Annotated in this window: 12 protein-coding genes and 3 tRNA genes; 1 reads left to right on the forward strand and 14 read right to left on the reverse strand. The window is 47.1% G+C overall.

The features are described 5' to 3' along the window. The 9 genes from truB to DWX57_RS04185 all read right to left on the reverse strand — a co-directional run bounded on the left by truB (position 1) and on the right by DWX57_RS04185 (position 8,360). Entirely contained in the window at positions 1 to 903 is a 903-nt protein-coding gene (truB, locus tag DWX57_RS04145; RefSeq protein ID WP_120000418.1) for a tRNA pseudouridine(55) synthase TruB, read from the reverse strand. Positions 904 to 987: 84 nt separating this feature from the next. Beyond that, positions 988 to 1,935, reverse strand: a complete 948-nt coding sequence (locus tag DWX57_RS04150) for a DHH family phosphoesterase (RefSeq protein ID WP_120123086.1) — start codon at positions 1,933 to 1,935, stop codon at positions 988 to 990. Between the two features lie 33 nt (positions 1,936 to 1,968). Beyond that, a complete protein-coding gene (gene rbfA, locus DWX57_RS04155; protein ID WP_015534838.1) occupies positions 1,969 to 2,382 on the reverse strand; it encodes a 30S ribosome-binding factor RbfA in 414 nt (137 codons plus the stop codon). Between the two features lie 8 nt (positions 2,383 to 2,390). Continuing rightward, positions 2,391 to 5,276 (reverse strand): translation initiation factor IF-2, encoded by a 2,886-nt coding sequence (gene infB, locus DWX57_RS04160; protein WP_120123087.1) that lies wholly within the window; start codon positions 5,274 to 5,276, stop codon positions 2,391 to 2,393. Positions 5,277 to 5,279: 3 nt separating this feature from the next. Next, positions 5,280 to 5,609, reverse strand: a complete 330-nt coding sequence (locus DWX57_RS04165) for a L7Ae/L30e/S12e/Gadd45 family ribosomal protein (protein WP_082418050.1) — start codon at positions 5,607 to 5,609, stop codon at positions 5,280 to 5,282. Beyond that, a complete protein-coding gene (rnpM, locus tag DWX57_RS04170) occupies positions 5,593 to 5,862 on the reverse strand; it encodes an RNase P modulator RnpM (protein ID WP_015534837.1) in 270 nt (89 codons plus the stop codon). The genes DWX57_RS04165 and rnpM overlap by 17 nt, the downstream gene beginning before the upstream one ends. A gap of 49 nt (positions 5,863 to 5,911) precedes the next feature. Then, positions 5,912 to 7,102, reverse strand: coding sequence for a transcription termination factor NusA (gene nusA, locus DWX57_RS04175; protein WP_117549056.1), 1,191 nt, complete (start codon positions 7,100 to 7,102; stop codon positions 5,912 to 5,914). 12 nt (positions 7,103 to 7,114) lie between these two features. Further along, the gene (rimP, locus tag DWX57_RS04180) at positions 7,115 to 7,537 is read right to left on the reverse strand and encodes a ribosome maturation factor RimP (protein WP_055144996.1); all 423 of its coding nucleotides are present in this window, start codon (positions 7,535 to 7,537) and stop codon (positions 7,115 to 7,117) included. 184 nt (positions 7,538 to 7,721) lie between these two features. After that, on the reverse strand, positions 7,722 to 8,360 hold the full coding sequence (locus DWX57_RS04185) for a precorrin-2 dehydrogenase/sirohydrochlorin ferrochelatase family protein (RefSeq protein ID WP_015534836.1): 639 nt from the start codon (positions 8,358 to 8,360) through the stop codon (positions 7,722 to 7,724). 99 nt (positions 8,361 to 8,459) lie between these two features. Between DWX57_RS04185 and DWX57_RS04190 the strand changes: the two genes are divergently transcribed. Next, positions 8,460 to 9,692, forward strand: a complete 1,233-nt coding sequence (locus DWX57_RS04190) for a peptidoglycan-binding domain-containing protein (RefSeq protein ID WP_118017490.1) — start codon at positions 8,460 to 8,462, stop codon at positions 9,690 to 9,692. A gap of 66 nt (positions 9,693 to 9,758) precedes the next feature. On the opposite strand, the gene DWX57_RS04195 is transcribed toward DWX57_RS04190, so the two are convergent. The 5 genes from DWX57_RS04195 to ispG form a co-directional block, all read right to left on the reverse strand. Next, a tRNA-Glu gene (locus DWX57_RS04195) sits at positions 9,759 to 9,830 on the reverse strand. A gap of 41 nt (positions 9,831 to 9,871) precedes the next feature. Then, positions 9,872 to 9,943, reverse strand: a tRNA-Glu gene (locus DWX57_RS04200). Between the two features lie 41 nt (positions 9,944 to 9,984). Then, positions 9,985 to 10,056 (reverse strand) — tRNA-Glu (locus tag DWX57_RS04205). A 130-nt stretch (positions 10,057 to 10,186) separates the two neighbouring features. Next, a complete protein-coding gene (locus DWX57_RS04210; RefSeq protein WP_120123088.1) occupies positions 10,187 to 15,082 on the reverse strand; it encodes a PolC-type DNA polymerase III in 4,896 nt (1,631 codons plus the stop codon). A 47-nt stretch (positions 15,083 to 15,129) separates the two neighbouring features. Continuing rightward, on the reverse strand, positions 15,130 to 16,179 hold the full coding sequence (gene ispG, locus DWX57_RS04215; protein WP_117549059.1) for a flavodoxin-dependent (E)-4-hydroxy-3-methylbut-2-enyl-diphosphate synthase: 1,050 nt from the start codon (positions 16,177 to 16,179) through the stop codon (positions 15,130 to 15,132). Between the last annotated feature and the right edge of the window lie 54 nt (positions 16,180 to 16,233).

Below are 16,233 nucleotides of genomic sequence, written 5' to 3' on the forward strand. Positions count from 1 at the left end.
TTAATTGCTCACCGGAAACATCTTGAACGGCACATACTGCCTCTTCTCATCGCTGTATTCATACAGTGCCGCAAATCTTCCATTCTCATCGAACACCTTGACATAGGTATCCCTGTGTATCTTATTCTCGGCAAATGCATCCGCACTGAGCTTATTTCCATTTGCCAGAAGCTTAACACCCTTCTCAGCTATATGAAGCTCCGGTATATCCGGCATGAGTTTATCCGTTGTTAATATATGCTGCATGAGTGTCCCGTCATCCCTTGCCTTCTCCACCTCATCAAGCGTCAGACTTTCTTCTATAGTAAAGCCCTTCACCTCGGTTCTGACAAGCTTCTCCATCACCGCACCGCAGCCAAGCTTCTCTCCTATATCCCTGCACAGGCTTCTGATATATGTTCCCTTGGAACAGCTCACATCGAATGTCACCCTCGGAAGTTCTACCGACTGTATGGTGATACCATGTATCGTGACCGGTCTCGGCTCTCTCTCTATAACCTGTCCGGCCCTCGCCAGCTCATAGAGCTTCTTACCATTTACCTTGATGGCTGAATACATAGGCGGGATCTGCATGTAATCGCCTACAAAACTCATCACCGCAGCCCTGACTGTCTTCTCATCAGGATATACATCTGTCACGTCTGTCATGACTCCTGTCACGTCTTCGGTGTCGCTGGTCTTTCCGAGAAGCATGGTACATGTGTATGTCTTGTTCTTCTCAGTGAGCAGATCGCACATCTTCGTAGCACTTCCCAGACACACAAGAAGAACTCCCTCCGCCATGGGATCGAGAGTTCCGGTATGACCTATCTTTTTCTGTTTTAATATACCACGGAGCTTTGCCACCACATCAAATGACGTGAACCCCTGCTCCTTATATATATTGATAAATCCATCTATCATAACTATTTCAAATCCAATCCAAAGTCTTTTACATCAGTCCGCTGTATCAGTACCTGTTCCAGATCACATCTTTTCTGCAATTTATCAGCCAAGCTGTTTCTCTATATCCGCAACTATCTCCGCAACTATCTTTTCCGGATCACCTGACATATTGCATCCCGCAGCCTTCACATGGCCGCCACCGCCGTGGCTGCACGCAATCTCACTCACGTTCACGATATCATTTGCCCTGAGGGATATCTTGTAATTATCCTCACCAGCCTGATACATGAAGAAAGCAACCTCAGTACCTGATGTCAGTCTGAGCTGATCCACTATTCCATCCGTATCCATCTTGCTGGCACCAAATCTGTCAAAGTCCTCCTTTGTCAGAAGTGTATGGGTTATCTTTCCATCTGCAAACTGTTTCATATTGAGAAGAGCATAGCCCAGAAGCTTGTTCTGTATGAGCGTCTTCTTGTAGAAGGTTTCATCTATGACAAAGCTTGGTCTTGCCCCCTTCTCTATAAGAATTCCCGCTATAGTCATGGCTGCCCTTGTTGTATTGCTGTGCTTAAACACTCCCGTATCGTGGACTATTCCGGTATACAGGCACTCTGCACACTTCTGATTGATCTTATCAGCGTCAAGGAGCTTGAATATGGCTTCCGCAGCAGAACACGCACCACTTTCCACATAACATACATCTCCAAAACCCTTATTGGACACATGGTGGTCTATACACAAGGTTCTCTTCGCAGTCTCATAATATCTGACAAATGGTGTGAATCTGTCCATATCTCCGCAGTCAAGCGACATAAACAGATCATAGGTCTCGTCATCTGCCTCATGCTTTACAGTAGATGCACCATTCAGGAACATGAACACATCCGGGAATTCCTGAAGATATACCTGAACCCTCTTGTCAGGGTAATTGCCTGTAATATAGTTATACATTCCAAGTGTTGAACCTATACAGTCACCATCAGGATTGATATGTCCTGTTATGGCTATGCTGTCTGCGTTCTCTATCTCCCTTATAAGATCGTTCATGATATACCTCCTTTTAAATTCTCATATTATATCCTACTCTTCAAACTCATCTTCACTCTCTGAGTTTTCATCTGTACTCTCATCAGCATCGCCATGCTTTCCGAGAGCCTCATCTATCTTGTGGGACATACTGACACCATACTCTATGGACTGGTCCATGATAAATGTTATCTCCGGTGTATTGCGCAGATTTACAGAATGAGCAAGCTCTCTTCTGATATATCCCATTGCGCTGTTCAACCCTGCAAATGTGGAATCAACAGCATCCTGGTCACCCAGGACACTGATATATGCCTTACAGAACTTGAGATCAGGTGTGACAACCACATCAACGACCGAAGTCATAGGTGATATTCTTGGATCCTTGATCTCACGGCTGATGATCCTGCTGAGTTCTCTCTGGACCTCACCGTTGATCCTGTTATTCTTTACACTGTTTTTTCTCATATCTATTACTACTTTCTAGGCACCTCTACCATCTCGTATGCCTCTATCTGATCTTCCTCTGCAACGTCCTGGAAGTTCTCGAATACCATACCACACTCAAAGCCGGACTTAACTTCCTTGACATCATCCTTGAATCTCTTGAGTGAAGCAAGCTTTCCTTCAAATATAAGATTGCCCTCTCTGGTAATCCTTACGCTGCAGTTTCTGTTGATTGTTCCGTCGAGAACATATGAACCGGCAATGACACCGATACCAGAAGCCTTGTATGTCTGTCTGATCTCTGCGTGTCCGATGACCTTCTCCTCATATATAGGATCAAGCATACCCTTCATTGCTGAATCAATATCCTCTATTGCATTGTAAATGACTCTGTACAGACGAACATCTACCCCCTCGCTGTCAGCCATATCCTTTGCTCTCGCATCCGGTCTGATATTGAAACCGATTACGATGGCATTTGATGCTGATGCAAGAATTATATCTGACTCGTTGATAGCACCTACACCTGCATGTATGCACTTGATAACGACCTCGTCATTTGAGAGTTTTAAGAGACTCTGCTTAACGGCCTCAACTGAACCCTGTACATCTGCCTTGATGATGATCTTGAGCTCCTTGAGGTTGCCGGCCTGGATCTGGCTGTACAGATCGTCAAGTGACATTCTCTGCTTTGTATCTGCAAGAAGCTTCTCCTTACCCTGCGAGATATATGTCTCTGATATGGTTCTTGCTTCCTTCTCATTGTCAACTGCCATGAATATCTCGCCTGCATCAGGAACTGTGTTGAGACCTTGGATCTGTACAGGTGTTGATGGAAGAGCCTCTGTAACTCTCTCACCTCTTGAGTTGGTCATGGCACGTACCTTACCATGTGACGCTCCGACAGCGATGTAATCTCCAACATGGAGTGTTCCCTTCTGTACAAGCATTGTTGCAACAGGTCCACGTCCCTTGTCAAGCTCAGCCTCGATGACGATACCTCTTGCCTTTCTGTTAGGATTTGCCTTAAGTTCGAGCACATCCGCTGTGAGGAGGATCATCTCAAGGAGATTGTCAATACCTTCCTTAGTATGTGCAGATACAGGACAGAATATTGTTGAACCACCCCAATCCTCTGGGATAAGCTCATACTCTGTAAGCTCCTGCTTAACTCTCTCTATATTGGCACTTTCCTTATCGATCTTGTTGATCGCTACTATGATCTCAATTCCTGCAGCCTTTGCATGGTTTATAGCCTCAATAGTCTGTGGCATAACACCATCATCGGCAGCTACAACAAGGATAGCTATGTCTGTACTCTGTGCACCACGCATACGCATTGCTGTGAACGCCTCATGTCCAGGAGTATCAAGGAATGTGATGGTCTGGCCATTTACATCTACAACTGATGCACCGATGGCCTGTGTGATTCCACCAGCCTCGCCCGATGTAACCTTTGTCTGTCTGATCGCATCAAGGAGTGATGTCTTACCGTGATCAACGTGTCCCATAACGCAGACTACTGGAGGTCTTGGAACCATGTCCTTCTCGTCCTCTTCGTCCTCCTTCAGGAGTTCCTCGATCACATCTACCTTCTCCTCTTCCTCAGCTATACAGTTGTACTCAAGTGCGATCTCTGAAGCCTCGTCAAATGGAAGCTCTGAGTTCACATTGACCATCTTGCCTGCGAGGAACAGCTTCTTGATAAGTGCTGTTACAGGAGTCTTTACCGCATCAGCCAGCTCCTTGAGTGTTACAACCTCAGGAAGTGTGATGGTTCTGATTGCATCCGGATCCTCCTGCACAGTCTGCTGCTTCTTCTGTGGCTTGTTCTTCACATTCTTCGCAAGTCTGCTGATATCAGCCTCGACCTCCTCAGGTGATCTTCTGTTGCCCTTACGTGGCTTGTTCTTATCTCTGTTGTAGTTATCTCTGTTCTGGCTCTTTAAATCCTTACCCGGCATCTCCTTCGCATCGAAGTCCTTGCGGTCTCTCTTGAATGGTGCTCTCTTCTGAGCTGGGCTGTCATCCTCGTCATCCTTGCCAAATGGCATATTGATACGGTTGCTGAAACGGTTGCCACCATCTCTGTTAAAGCCTCTTCCGCCCTGGTTTCTATCTCCATTGCCGAAGCGTCCGCCACCCTGGTTTCTGTCTCCGTCTCTGTTAAACCTTGGTCTGTCACCCTGGCCGTCCCTGTTAAATCTTGGTCTGTCACCCTGGTTTCTATCACCATCTCTGTTAAACCTTGGTCTGTCATTCTGGCCGTCTCTGCCTCCTCTTGGTCTGTCACCCTGGTTTCTGTCGCCATCTCTGTTAAACCTTGGTCTGTCACCCTGACCGTCTCTGCCTCCTCTTGGTCTGTCACTCTGATTTCTGTCGCCCTGGCCATCTCTGCCGAATCTTGGCCTGTCGCCCTGATTCCTGTCACCCTGGTTCCTGTCGTTGCTGAATCTGGCTCTGTCTGAACCGCCCTGTCTGTCGTTGTTGAATCTGACTCTGTTACCGTTGTTATTCATCTTGCCGCCGTTTCTATCCTCCCTGGCAAATCTCACATGGTTGCCAGAACCCTGTCTGGCTGCTGAATTGTCATCCCTTGAAGGATTCTGCTTCTGCGCGTCCGCCTTTGGCGCTGCAGCAGGCTTTGCTGTCGCAGGCTTTGGCTGCTCTGTCTTAGGCGTTGCCTTTGGAGCCTCGGCCTTCGGCGCTGCAGGCTTTGGGATCTCAGCCTTTGGAGCCTCGGCCTTTGGCGCAGTCTTTGCTCCAAACTTAGCCTTGATTATTCCAACCATCGAATCGTCCAGATTGGACATATGACTCTTGATCTCAATTCCTTTTGCGCCAAGGGTATCTATGATATCTTTATTTGAAATGTTTAACTGTTTTGATAATTCGTGTACTCTGATTTTAGCCAAATGTTACACCTCCATGTTTTCATTTACATTCATGTACTTTATGATCTGATTCCCGAATCCCTCGTCAAGTATCGCAATGGATGTTCTCATCTCATTGCCACTGTACTTGCCAAGCTCATCCTTTGTCCCGTACTCATAATAAGGAATCCCATAATAATTACATTTCTGGTCGAAAAGTTTCTTCGTATTGTCAGAAGCGTCCTTCGCCACAATGACCACGTACGCGCTCTGATTCTTAACTGCTTTCTCTACTGAGAAATTGCCACTGCACAGCCTTCTGGCTCTGGCACACAGAGAAATTAACGAGTAGATCTTGTTATTCTTCAATGTCACGCAGCTCCTTGTCTAATTGTTCATACACCTCAGCAGGTATGCTGACCTTGAAAGCCTTCTCAAGTGCTTTGCTTCCAACCGCCTTCTTAAGGCACTCGGATCTCTTGCATATATAAGCGCCTCTTCCGTTGAGCTTGCCGGTTGCATCAACTGCGAACTGCCCGTCATTGCTTCGGACTATCCTTATCAGCTCACTCTTCGGCATCATCTCACGGCATCCAAGGCATTGCCTCAGAGGTACCTTCTTTGCCATCTCATCACTCCCTATTCTCTATCATGTGCCACTACATCAATGCAAATGATTACTCTTCGTCGTTTGTGTCTACTGTTTCATCTATGTCAAATGAAGCAGCATCGGCATCTTTATCTTCGCTTACTTCATCATAATATTCATCGTCGTTATAAGAATCAAAGTTCTCATCGTACTCATCCTCTGGCTGCTCATCAAAGTAACCCATCTCCTCAGCCTTTGAATGGCTCTTGATATCGATCTTGTATCCTGTCAGCTTTGCTGCAAGGCGGGCATTCTGACCCTTCTTACCGATTGCAAGTGAAAGCTGTGTATCAGGTACTACGACAAATGCTGTCTTCTCATCAAGATCAACGGATACGTCCTCAACATCTGAAGGACTGAGCGCATTGTAAATAAACTCAGCAGGGTTCTCACTCCAAGGAATGATGTCGATCTTTTCACCGTTCAGATCTGCAACGACAGCATTTACTCTGTCACCATTGATTCCTACGCATGCTCCAACTGCATCGACGTTCTCATCGTTTGACCATACTGCGATCTTAGATCTTGATCCTGCCTCTCTGCAGAAGCTCTTGATCTCAACTGTTCCGTCTGCGATCTCTGTTACTTCCTTCTCAAAAAGTCTCTTGACGAGCTCTGGATGAGTTCTTGATACAGTGATCCTTGGTCCTCTGTTTGTCTTCTTGACCTCTGTGATATAAAGCTTTATTCTGTCGCCTCTCTCGTAGCTCTCTCCCTCGATCATCTCTGACGGCTTTAAGAGTGCCTCTGTCTTGTCATCAAGGCTCACATTCACGCTGTCTCCAACCTGTCTCTGAACGATTCCTGTTACGATATCCTTCTCCTTCATATGGAAGTGATCGTATATAGCTGCTCTCTCGTTCTCGTTGATCGCCTGAACGATGACATTTCTCGCACGCTGGGCTGCGATTCTTCCAAAGTTCTTAGTTGTGATCTCTATATTTACTGTATCACCTATCTCGTACTTGCTGCTTATCATCTTGGCCTGCTCCAGTGTTATCTGGCATGCAGGATTCTCAACTTCCTCAACAACCTCTTTGGCTGCATATACATGGCACTCACCAGTCTCTCTGTCCAGTGAAACTGTAATGTTCTCGTCTGTATTGAAATCCTTCTTGCAGGCTGTCTTGAGTGATCTCTCTATAGCCTCAAGCAGAACATCCTTGCTAATGTTTCTCTCCTTCTCAAGCTGATTCAATGCTTCAATGATCTCTGACACCTTTTTATCCTCCTAATATATAAATGCTAATCGTATCATGGAAATATCTTTTCTCGTTATTGTTATCTCTGTCTCATCCTCAAGCTCAATGGTAACTGTATTCTCATCATATGCCTTGAGCACACCCTCGAATTCCTTTGCACCATTCACCTTGGCAAATGTCTTGATCTCCACGACCTTACCTATGCTTCTCTTGAAATCCTTCTCTTTCTTCAGTGGTCTCGTAAGCCCCGGTGAGCTGACCTCCAGTATATAGGCATCTCCTATATAATCATCCTGGTCAAGCAGGTCTCCAAGTGCTCTGTTCACTATCTCGCAATCACCGATCGTGATGCCACCTTCCTTGTCCGCATACACTCTGAGGTAATAATCACTGCCTTCCTTGACGTACTCCACATCAACAAGCTCCAGATTGTTCGCCTCAATGATCGGCATCACAAGTGCCTCCGTCTTTGCTTCAATATCCGCTCTCTTCGTAAATACGACCACCTTTCTGTAAAATATTATCCCCACAACAATTGAGAGTGGGCCAAGGCCCACTCTCATGCTGCAATCTATAACAATCTCATTTATTGTATCATAATTATCAAATAATTCAAGTACAAATATTAACAAATATTTATGCGTTTCTTCTGGCTGCGTCCTCACGGTAATATTTGTCAAGCACCTTGTTCGCCTTCTTGTCGTCAAGAACGCATTTGTTGGACAGTGCAACCTTGACGAGTTCATCCAGTGCTTCCTCCCTAAGTGCCGTGCTCTTGATGTTGACATTTGCAAGCTCTGTGTACGCTCCCATCTTTCTTGTGAGCGCCTCGTACTCCTCTGGAAGCATCCTGTCTATCATATTCCTGATCTGCTTGGATACCGCCTGGCTGTTGCCACCTGTTGTGACTCCCACCACAAGATCTCCGCGGACGATAACGCCTGGAAACAGGAAGCTGCTGAGCTCCTTGTTATCAGCCACATTTACCATGATGCCCCTGTCATTACAATATGTACCTATCTTGGCATTGATCTCCGGGCGCCTGGTTGCCGCCACAACAATGTCTGCATTCTGCAGTATGTCAAGTGCCACGTTGCTCTCATGTACATTTATTCCCTTTATCGCTTTTATATCATCGCACACCTTCGGCGCAATGACCGCTATCTTCGCTCCGAAATACAGCAGCGAATTGATCTTTCTAAGTGCTGCCTTACCTCCACCTACAACTATTACTTTCTTGCCCTCAAGATCGATGTACATTGGAAAGTATGCCATATCTTATCTCCTCCGAATATTCTATAAATCTAGTCATATACTTACTGTGAAAGCTGCTTAAAAAACTTTCACAGCAAATTATAAATGAGGAATTAAGAAATGGCAATTACAAATAACGTTGGTTCACTAAAAATTCAGATAACGAACAATAATTTCTTTCCCGTCGAGGGTGCTTCCGTATACATAAGCCCTACGGGAATGCCCGATTCCACCTCAGAGGAATTTGTCACCGATAAAAATGGTATCGTCATCGATGAAGAGCTTCCCGCCCCCGATGTCGCCTACAGTCTGGAGCCTGGCGAAAACCAGCCATACTCGGAATACAACGTGCTTGTGAACGCTCCCGGATACAACGAGCGCTTCATCTCCGGGGTTCAGATATTCTCCGGTGAGAACGGGATCCAGAACATAGAGCTGACACCATCCGATGGAAGCGATACGAACCCTACCGTTCTCGACGCCCACACCCTCTGGAAGCAGTATCCACCCAAGATCGCCGAGGACATGATAAAGCCGGTGAATCCATCAGGCGGCATAGTGTTGAGCCGCGTCGTTGTACCTGAGACCATAGTTGTCCATGACGGCGCCCCGGCGGACTCCACCGCCAGGGACTACTATGTTCCATATAAGGATTACATAAAGAATGTTGCCTGCAACGAGATATATTCCACCTGGCCTGATGCAGCCATCCGTGCAAATGTACTGGCGATACAGTCATTTACCCTTAATAGGGTCTATACCGAGTGGTACAGGGGAAAAGGATACGACTTTACTATCACGAGCAATACCGCGTTCGACCAGAAGTGGGTCTACAATGCAACCATATTTGAAAATGTCTCCCAGATCGTCGATGAGATGTTCGCCAACTATCTCTCAAAGCCCAACGTTACACAGCCACTATTCACCCAATATTGCGATGGCAAACGTGTATCCTGTCCGGGCTGGATGACCCAGTGGGGGTCAAAATCCCTGGCAGACGACGGTCTCACCGCCATCCAGATTCTCAGATACTATTACGGGGATACAATATACATCAACACCTCGGAGACCATATCCGGTATACCTTCATCATATCCGGGCTACGAGCTGACCATCGGCTCAAGCGGCGACAAGGTCTCCCAGCTCCAGAGGCAGCTCGCCAGGATCGCACTCAACTATCCCGCCATCGGTACCGTAACCGTCGACGGCGTATATGGTCAGGAAACCGCTGATGCTGTGAGAAAGTTCCAGCAGATATTCAATCTTCCGGTTACCGGAGTCACCGACTATAAAACGTGGTATAAAATTTCACAGATATATGTGGGAGTTACGAAGATTGCGGAGAATGTGTAGCACCGCTTCACACACTATGGCATGAAAACACAAAAAAACTGAAATCTTAATGATTTCAGCTTTTAGCAGTTCGTAGGGGAATCGAACCCCTGTTTTCGCCGTGAGAGGGCGACGTCTTAGCCGCTTGACCAACGAACCATAGGTCTTGGTATCTAATTATTGAATCTTTCGATTCTTAGCAGTTCGTAGGGGAATCGAACCCCTGTTTTCGCCGTGAGAGGGCGACGTCTTAGCCGCTTGACCAACGAACCATAGGTCTTGTTATCTAATTATTGAATCTTTCGATTCTTAGCAGTTCGTAGGGGAATCGAACCCCTGTTTTCGCCGTGAGAGGGCGACGTCTTAGCCGCTTGACCAACGAACCATAAGTGCTTGTATCCTGCCGCTTCGCTTGCGACCTGTTTAATATAACAGAAACGAAAGCAGAATGCAAGCACTTTTTTTATAAAATTGCAAACTTTTTTCAGATTATTGACTTAATTTGTTCCGCCAGCCTACATAAAGTCAAACAGCGAAAGCTGATTTGTCTCCGGCATTCCGTCCAGGATGCCCAGCTCACTCATCTTCTCGATGGTTCCCTTGCCGATCTTTGCACGCTCATTGATCTCCTCCTTGGAGAGGAACGGCCCCTTCTGGGCGGCATCGTAGAGCTGCTGTGCAGCCTTCTCTCCCATTCCTTCTATGGATGCGAAGGATGGCATAATCTTGCCGTCTATTATCTGGAACCGGTCAGCCTTTGCCTTATATATATCTATTGGAACAAAGTCGTAACCTCTTGCGTACATCTCAAGAACTATCTTCAAATCCTTGAGCTTGCCCTCGTCCTTGGCTGATCTCTTGTTCTTGTCCACCTTGCTTATCTCATTGATATGGAAGAGAACTCTCTCCTTGCCAAAGCACATCATCTCATAGCTGAAGTCATCAGCTCTGATACTGAAGAATGCTGTATAGTATTCAAGCGGATAATTGACCTTGAACCAGGCAATTCTCCACGCCATCATGACATAGGCCGCCGCATGGGCCTTCGGGAACATGTACTTGATCTTCTGACATGACCACACGTACCAGTCCGGTACTCCGTGGGCAGCCATCTCGGCTTTCCAGTCATCCCATTTGTCACATTTGCCCTTGGCCACTATTCCCTTACGAACCTTCTCCATGATGTTGAATGCAAGTCCGGCGTCAAGTCCCATGTGTATCAGATATACCATGATATCATCACGACAACAAATGGCTGTCGATATGGTACACTTGCCCGACTTGATGAGCTCCTGCGCGTTGCCCAGCCATACATCGGTTCCATGCGCCAAACCCGCTATTCGCACAAGATCTGAGAAACATGTCGGCTTGGCATCTATAAGCATCTGCATAGCAAAGTCCGTTCCGAACTCCGGCACCCCCAGGCTTCCAAGAGGTATCCCATTGATATCCTCCGGTGTGATCCCCAGCGACTTTGTGCTGTGAAACAATTCCATGACATCCTTGTCGTCAAGTCTTATCTTTGTGGCATCAAGTCCCGTCAGATCCTCCAGACGCCTTATCATAGTCGGATCATCATGTCCAAGAATATCGAGCTTCAGCAGGTTATGATCGATTGAATGGTACTCAAAGTGCGATGTGATAATATCCGACGTCACATCATTTGCCGGGTGCTGTATAGGTGTAAATGAATATATCTCCTCATGTCTCGGAAGAACTATCATACCACCCGGATGCTGCCCCGTGGTTCTCCTGACACCGGTACATCCCAGGGCCAGACGCTCCATCTCACACCTTCTCTTTGTGACTGTTGCATTCTCCTCAGCGTACTTCTTCGCGGATTTCTCATCCATTCCGGATGCCTTGGCCTCCGCCATAAGCTCCTCTTTGGAGTGATCCTTGAAATAATTGTACACATATCCAAATGCTGTCTTTTCCGCAACACCACCTACGGTTCCCGCCTTAAATGCCTTGCCCTTGCCGAAGAGCACCTCGGTGTAGGCATGTGCCTTCGACTGATACTCTCCTGAGAAGTTCAGATCGATATCAGGCTCCTTGTCTCCGTTGAATCCAAGGAATGTCTCGAATGGTATATCGTGTCCTTCCTTTATAAGCGGTGTTCCACAATTCGGACAGTCTCTGTCCGGCATATCACATCCGCTCATTCCCGAATACGACTTTACAAGCTCTGAATCAAAATCCACAAAGTGGCATTTCGGACAGATATAGTGAGCCGACAGCGGATTTACCTCCGTGATACCGGCCATTGTTGCGACAAATGAAGATCCAACCGAACCTCGGGAACCAACCAGATATCCGTGGTCATTGGAATCCCACACAAGCTTCTGTGCGATGATGTACATAACCGCAAATCCATTTGAAATGATGGAGTGCAGCTCCCTGTCAAGTCTCTCCTGAACCTGAGGTGGCAGGTCTGGGCCATATATCTCATGTGCCTTGGTATAACATATATCCGTAAGTGTCTGATCCGAATTCTCGATGATAGGAGGCGCCTTGTCCGGTCTGACCGGCTCTATCCTCTCTATCATGTCCGCTATCATATTCGTGTTTGTGATGACGACCTCCTTGGCCTTGTCACTTCCAAGATACTGGAACTCTGCCAGCATCTCCTCCGTGGTACGGAAATACAGCGGTGGCTGCATATCAGCATCGTCAAAACCCTTGCTCTTCATGATGATCGCCCTGTATATATAATCCTCAGGATCAAGGAAATGCACATCACAGGTTGCGACCACTGGCTTGTTGAACATCTCTCCGAGCTCCACGATCCTCTTGTTGTATCCGATCAGATCGTCCATGGTCTTTGGATTCCTTGTATCCCTCGTCATGAATTCATTGTTGCCAAGCGGCTGTATCTCAAGGTAGTCAAACCAGTTGACCAGTCTCACTATCTCCTCATCCGACGCATCATCAACTATGGCACGGAACAGCTCTCCCGCCTCACAGGCAGAGCCTATTATCAGACCCTCTCTGTATTTGTTGATGAGACTCATCGGCATACGCGGCCTTCGCGCAAAATATGTCAGATGAGACTCAGATATGAGCCTGTACAGATTGACTCTTCCTATCTCGTTCTTTGCCAGGATGATTCCGTGATATGTCTTATCCTTCTTGATCGCATCAGGTGAGGTGCTTCCAAGGACATTTAGATCATCCATGGTCTTAACATCTCTCTCCTTCAGCATGTCGAGCAGCTTGAAGAATACTTTCGCCGTGGCCTCCGCATCGTCTATGGCTCTGTGGTGATGCGCATTCACGACTTTGAGTTCCTTACACACTCTGTCCAGAGTGAATTTTCCAAGCTCCGGCAGCAGTATATGGCTGAGCGTCATGGTATCCAGAACCGTGTTGTCGAACTTAAGTCCAAGCTCCTCCGCATTCATTCTCACAAATCCCGTATCAAATGACGCATTGTGGGCAACCACGATATCGTCACCGCAGAACTCCACAAATCTCGGCACGATCACATCGAACATCGGCGCATCCTTTACCATATCATCATTGATGGATGTGAGCTGTTCTATCTGGTATGGGATAGGCACACCCGGATTTATAAACTCCGAGAATGTATCTACGACCTCTCCGTCCTTCACCTTGACCGCACCGATCTCTATGATCTTGTTGTGCTTCTTGGAAAGTCCCGTTGTCTCTATATCAAATACCACGTATTCCGAATCAAGGCTCTGATTCCTTGAGTTCTTGACCAGATCCTTCAGGTCATCGACAAAGTAACCCTCGACACCATATATGATCTTGAAATCTTTTCTGAGTCCCTTTGTATGGTTTGCTATAGGGAAAGCCTGAACAACACCGTGATCCGTGATCGCTATGGCAGGGTGTCCCCAGTCGCTGGCACGCTTCACGATGGTCTCTATATCGACCACACTGTCCATCTCGCTCATCTTGGTATGCATGTGAAGCTCGACACGCTTCTCAGGATATGTATCCATACGAGGTACACGGAAGTCCTGAATGTGCTTCATACCGAGCACTCGGCATATCATAACCTCCTTGGCATACGAGTCGAACTCGGCAAGGCCCTTCATCCTATAGAACTTACCCTTCTGTATCTCCTCGCGGTAGACCTCCATATCCTCAGGGCTGCAGAACATCTTGAAGCCTATGGTGTCTGTGAAATCTGTTATATATCCCGTCAGTATGATCTTGCCATTTCGGAGCTCTCTCTCCTCAGTGCTCATGATCTGTCCGTGGATGACGACCTCTCCGATACCATCGTTGATGCTGGATATCTCAAGCAGCTTGCCCTCCACATCTCTTCCTATGAACACCTCTGGATCATCTGAATATCTTCTCCTTTTTCCGAACTTCTCCTTTTCACCGCCATTTTTCTGGCCTGAATCGCCGCCGGAGGATGCAGGGGCAGCCTTCTTCTCATCAGGCTTGTGTCCCTCGCTCTTCTTATCTTCCTTCTTCGACACTCCGAGCTTATCCTTGTCCACGGCCTTTCCATCCACGATGATGTCGCCATGATCCCTGAGGTTGTTCAATATGGCATCTATCTTCTGCTGCTCAACAAGTGCACTGGCTCTCCTCAGCTTCTCCTTGTCCGCCTCACTGTACTCAAATGCAACATTGACATTCAGGTCAAATCTCTCCTGGAACATCTCTTCCATATACGCCTTTATTTTCTCAGCGTGTATATGCGCTATCTTACTGTCCTCTATAGCTATGGTTATCGCGTCTCCGTCACAGTACAGTTCTCCTATCGATCTGGATATAAGCCTGTAGCCCACATTGCTGAATGATCTTATATCATAGAGTATGCTGTCCTGATATGCTTTGACTATTGCTTCAAGATTGTACTGTGTAGAAAGTGTATAGTGCTCCCGTATCTGAACCGTATACCTTTTATTGCCAAATACAAACTTACGGATACACTCCTCCGCCTTTTCTATATTCGGTCTGCTTATTATATGTCTCGATCTTATGTCAACCTGCAGGATATTTTTACTGTCATATATCGTGACTTTTGTCACATACACCTCGGTGAACAGACCTGCAAGCTCCTTAGTCATCTCCACTCCGGGGAACACCGTCATGAAGAGCTCCGCCTGCTCATTTCCGGCATCTGAAACCGCCGTTGCAGAGCCATCATTACTCTCATTTCCACTCACTGAGCCTTCCGGTGTATCAACATCAGCCTCGCACCCCTCGACCATATCGCCACCAGTGCCATCACTGACCACGTCTTCGTCCTCGACATCTTCCTCCATATCATCTGCGATATGCCAGTCCGAGTCGTGAACATCCGCCTGGGTGTACGATGCGCTCTCCTGCTGCATATCAGCATACATCTGGCTCTCATACATCTCCTGTTCAGCCATCTGGGCTTCATAATCCATCTGAGTCTGCATCTCATCGGCATACATCTGATCTATATTCTCTTGTTCCAAAATACGATCTTCGTTGTTCAATCCTATTCACTCCAATTATCTAACTCGCGCTTCAGCGCCGGTATAAATTCATCCTCACTGAGTCTGCCAACTATCTCACCCTTCTTGATGAGCAGTCCGCAGCCCTTGCCTCCTGCAATTCCAAGGTCGGCTTCCTTGGCCTCTCCCGGGCCGTTCACCACACACCCCATAACTGCGACTTTAATATTGAGATGGTCATAGTCTGACACAAGCTTTTCCACCTTATTTGCAAGTCCGATAAGGTCGATCTCAGTACGTCCACAGGTCGGACATGACACAAGCTCTACTCCGCCCTTTCTGAGTCCAAGAGCCTTGAGAATAAGCTTTGCTGACAGGATCTCATCCACCGGATCTCCTGTCAGGGACACTCTTATCGTATCGCCTATTCCCTCATGGAGTATGATTCCAAGTCCCACCGATGATTTGATATTTCCTCTTGTGACGGTTCCTGACTCCGTGATTCCCACATGCAGAGGGTAATCTGTCTTGTCCGCGATGAGCTCATGGGCTCTCACGCACATCATAACATCAGACGACTTGATGCTTATGACTATGTTGTGATAGTCAAGCTCCTCGATCATGCGCACCTTGTCAAGAGCGCTCTCAACTATTCCCTCTGCGGTCACTCCGCCGTACTTCTCCACGAGATTCTTCTCCAGAGAACCACTGTTTACACCGACCCTTATAGGAATATTTCTCTTTCTGGCAGCCTCGACTACCTTTGCCAGCTTCTCCTGTCCTCCGATATTTCCCGGATTTATCCTGATTTTGTCCACACCATTTTCTATGGCCTTTATGGCAAGCCTATAGTCAAAATGTATGTCGCCCACAAGCGGAATGTGGATCTGTTTCTTTATAGCCGGGATTGCATCTGCTGCAGCCTCATCGTTTATCGTACATCTGATTATGTCACATCCGGCCTTCTCAAGCTGGAGTATCTGTGCAACCGTAGCCTCCACATCGCTCGTCTTTGTGTTGGTCATGGACTGTATAAGTATCGGATTGCCTCCGCCTATAACCCTGTCACCTATGTGGATCTCTCTTGTCTTCATATATACTCACAGCGCCAGTACATAAGCACTGGCGCCTTTCCTCCTTCTTTAATT

The organism is Coprococcus sp. AF19-8AC (assembly GCF_003603115.1).
Lineage (GTDB): Bacteria > Bacillota > Clostridia > Lachnospirales > Lachnospiraceae > Coprococcus > Coprococcus aceti.

Coding starts and splice junctions, on each gene's coding strand:
- ispG (WP_117549059.1), bottom strand. CDS start 16,179: ATGAAGACAAGAGAGATCCACATAGGTGACAGGGTTATAGGCGGAGGC.
- DWX57_RS04185 (WP_015534836.1), bottom strand. CDS start 8,360: ATGGCATACTTTCCAATGTACATCGATCTTGAGGGCAAGAAAGTAATA.
- DWX57_RS04190 (WP_118017490.1), top strand. CDS start 8,460: ATGGCAATTACAAATAACGTTGGTTCACTAAAAATTCAGATAACGAAC.
- rimP (WP_055144996.1), bottom strand. CDS start 7,537: ATGCCGATCATTGAGGCGAACAATCTGGAGCTTGTTGATGTGGAGTAC.
- DWX57_RS04150 (WP_120123086.1), bottom strand. CDS start 1,935: ATGAACGATCTTATAAGGGAGATAGAGAACGCAGACAGCATAGCCATA.
- rnpM (WP_015534837.1), bottom strand. CDS start 5,862: ATGGCAAAGAAGGTACCTCTGAGGCAATGCCTTGGATGCCGTGAGATG.
- rbfA (WP_015534838.1), bottom strand. CDS start 2,382: ATGAGAAAAAACAGTGTAAAGAATAACAGGATCAACGGTGAGGTCCAG.
- truB (WP_120000418.1), bottom strand. CDS start 903: ATGATAGATGGATTTATCAATATATATAAGGAGCAGGGGTTCACGTCA.
- DWX57_RS04210 (WP_120123088.1), bottom strand. CDS start 15,082: ATGTATGCCGATGAGATGCAGACTCAGATGGATTATGAAGCCCAGATG.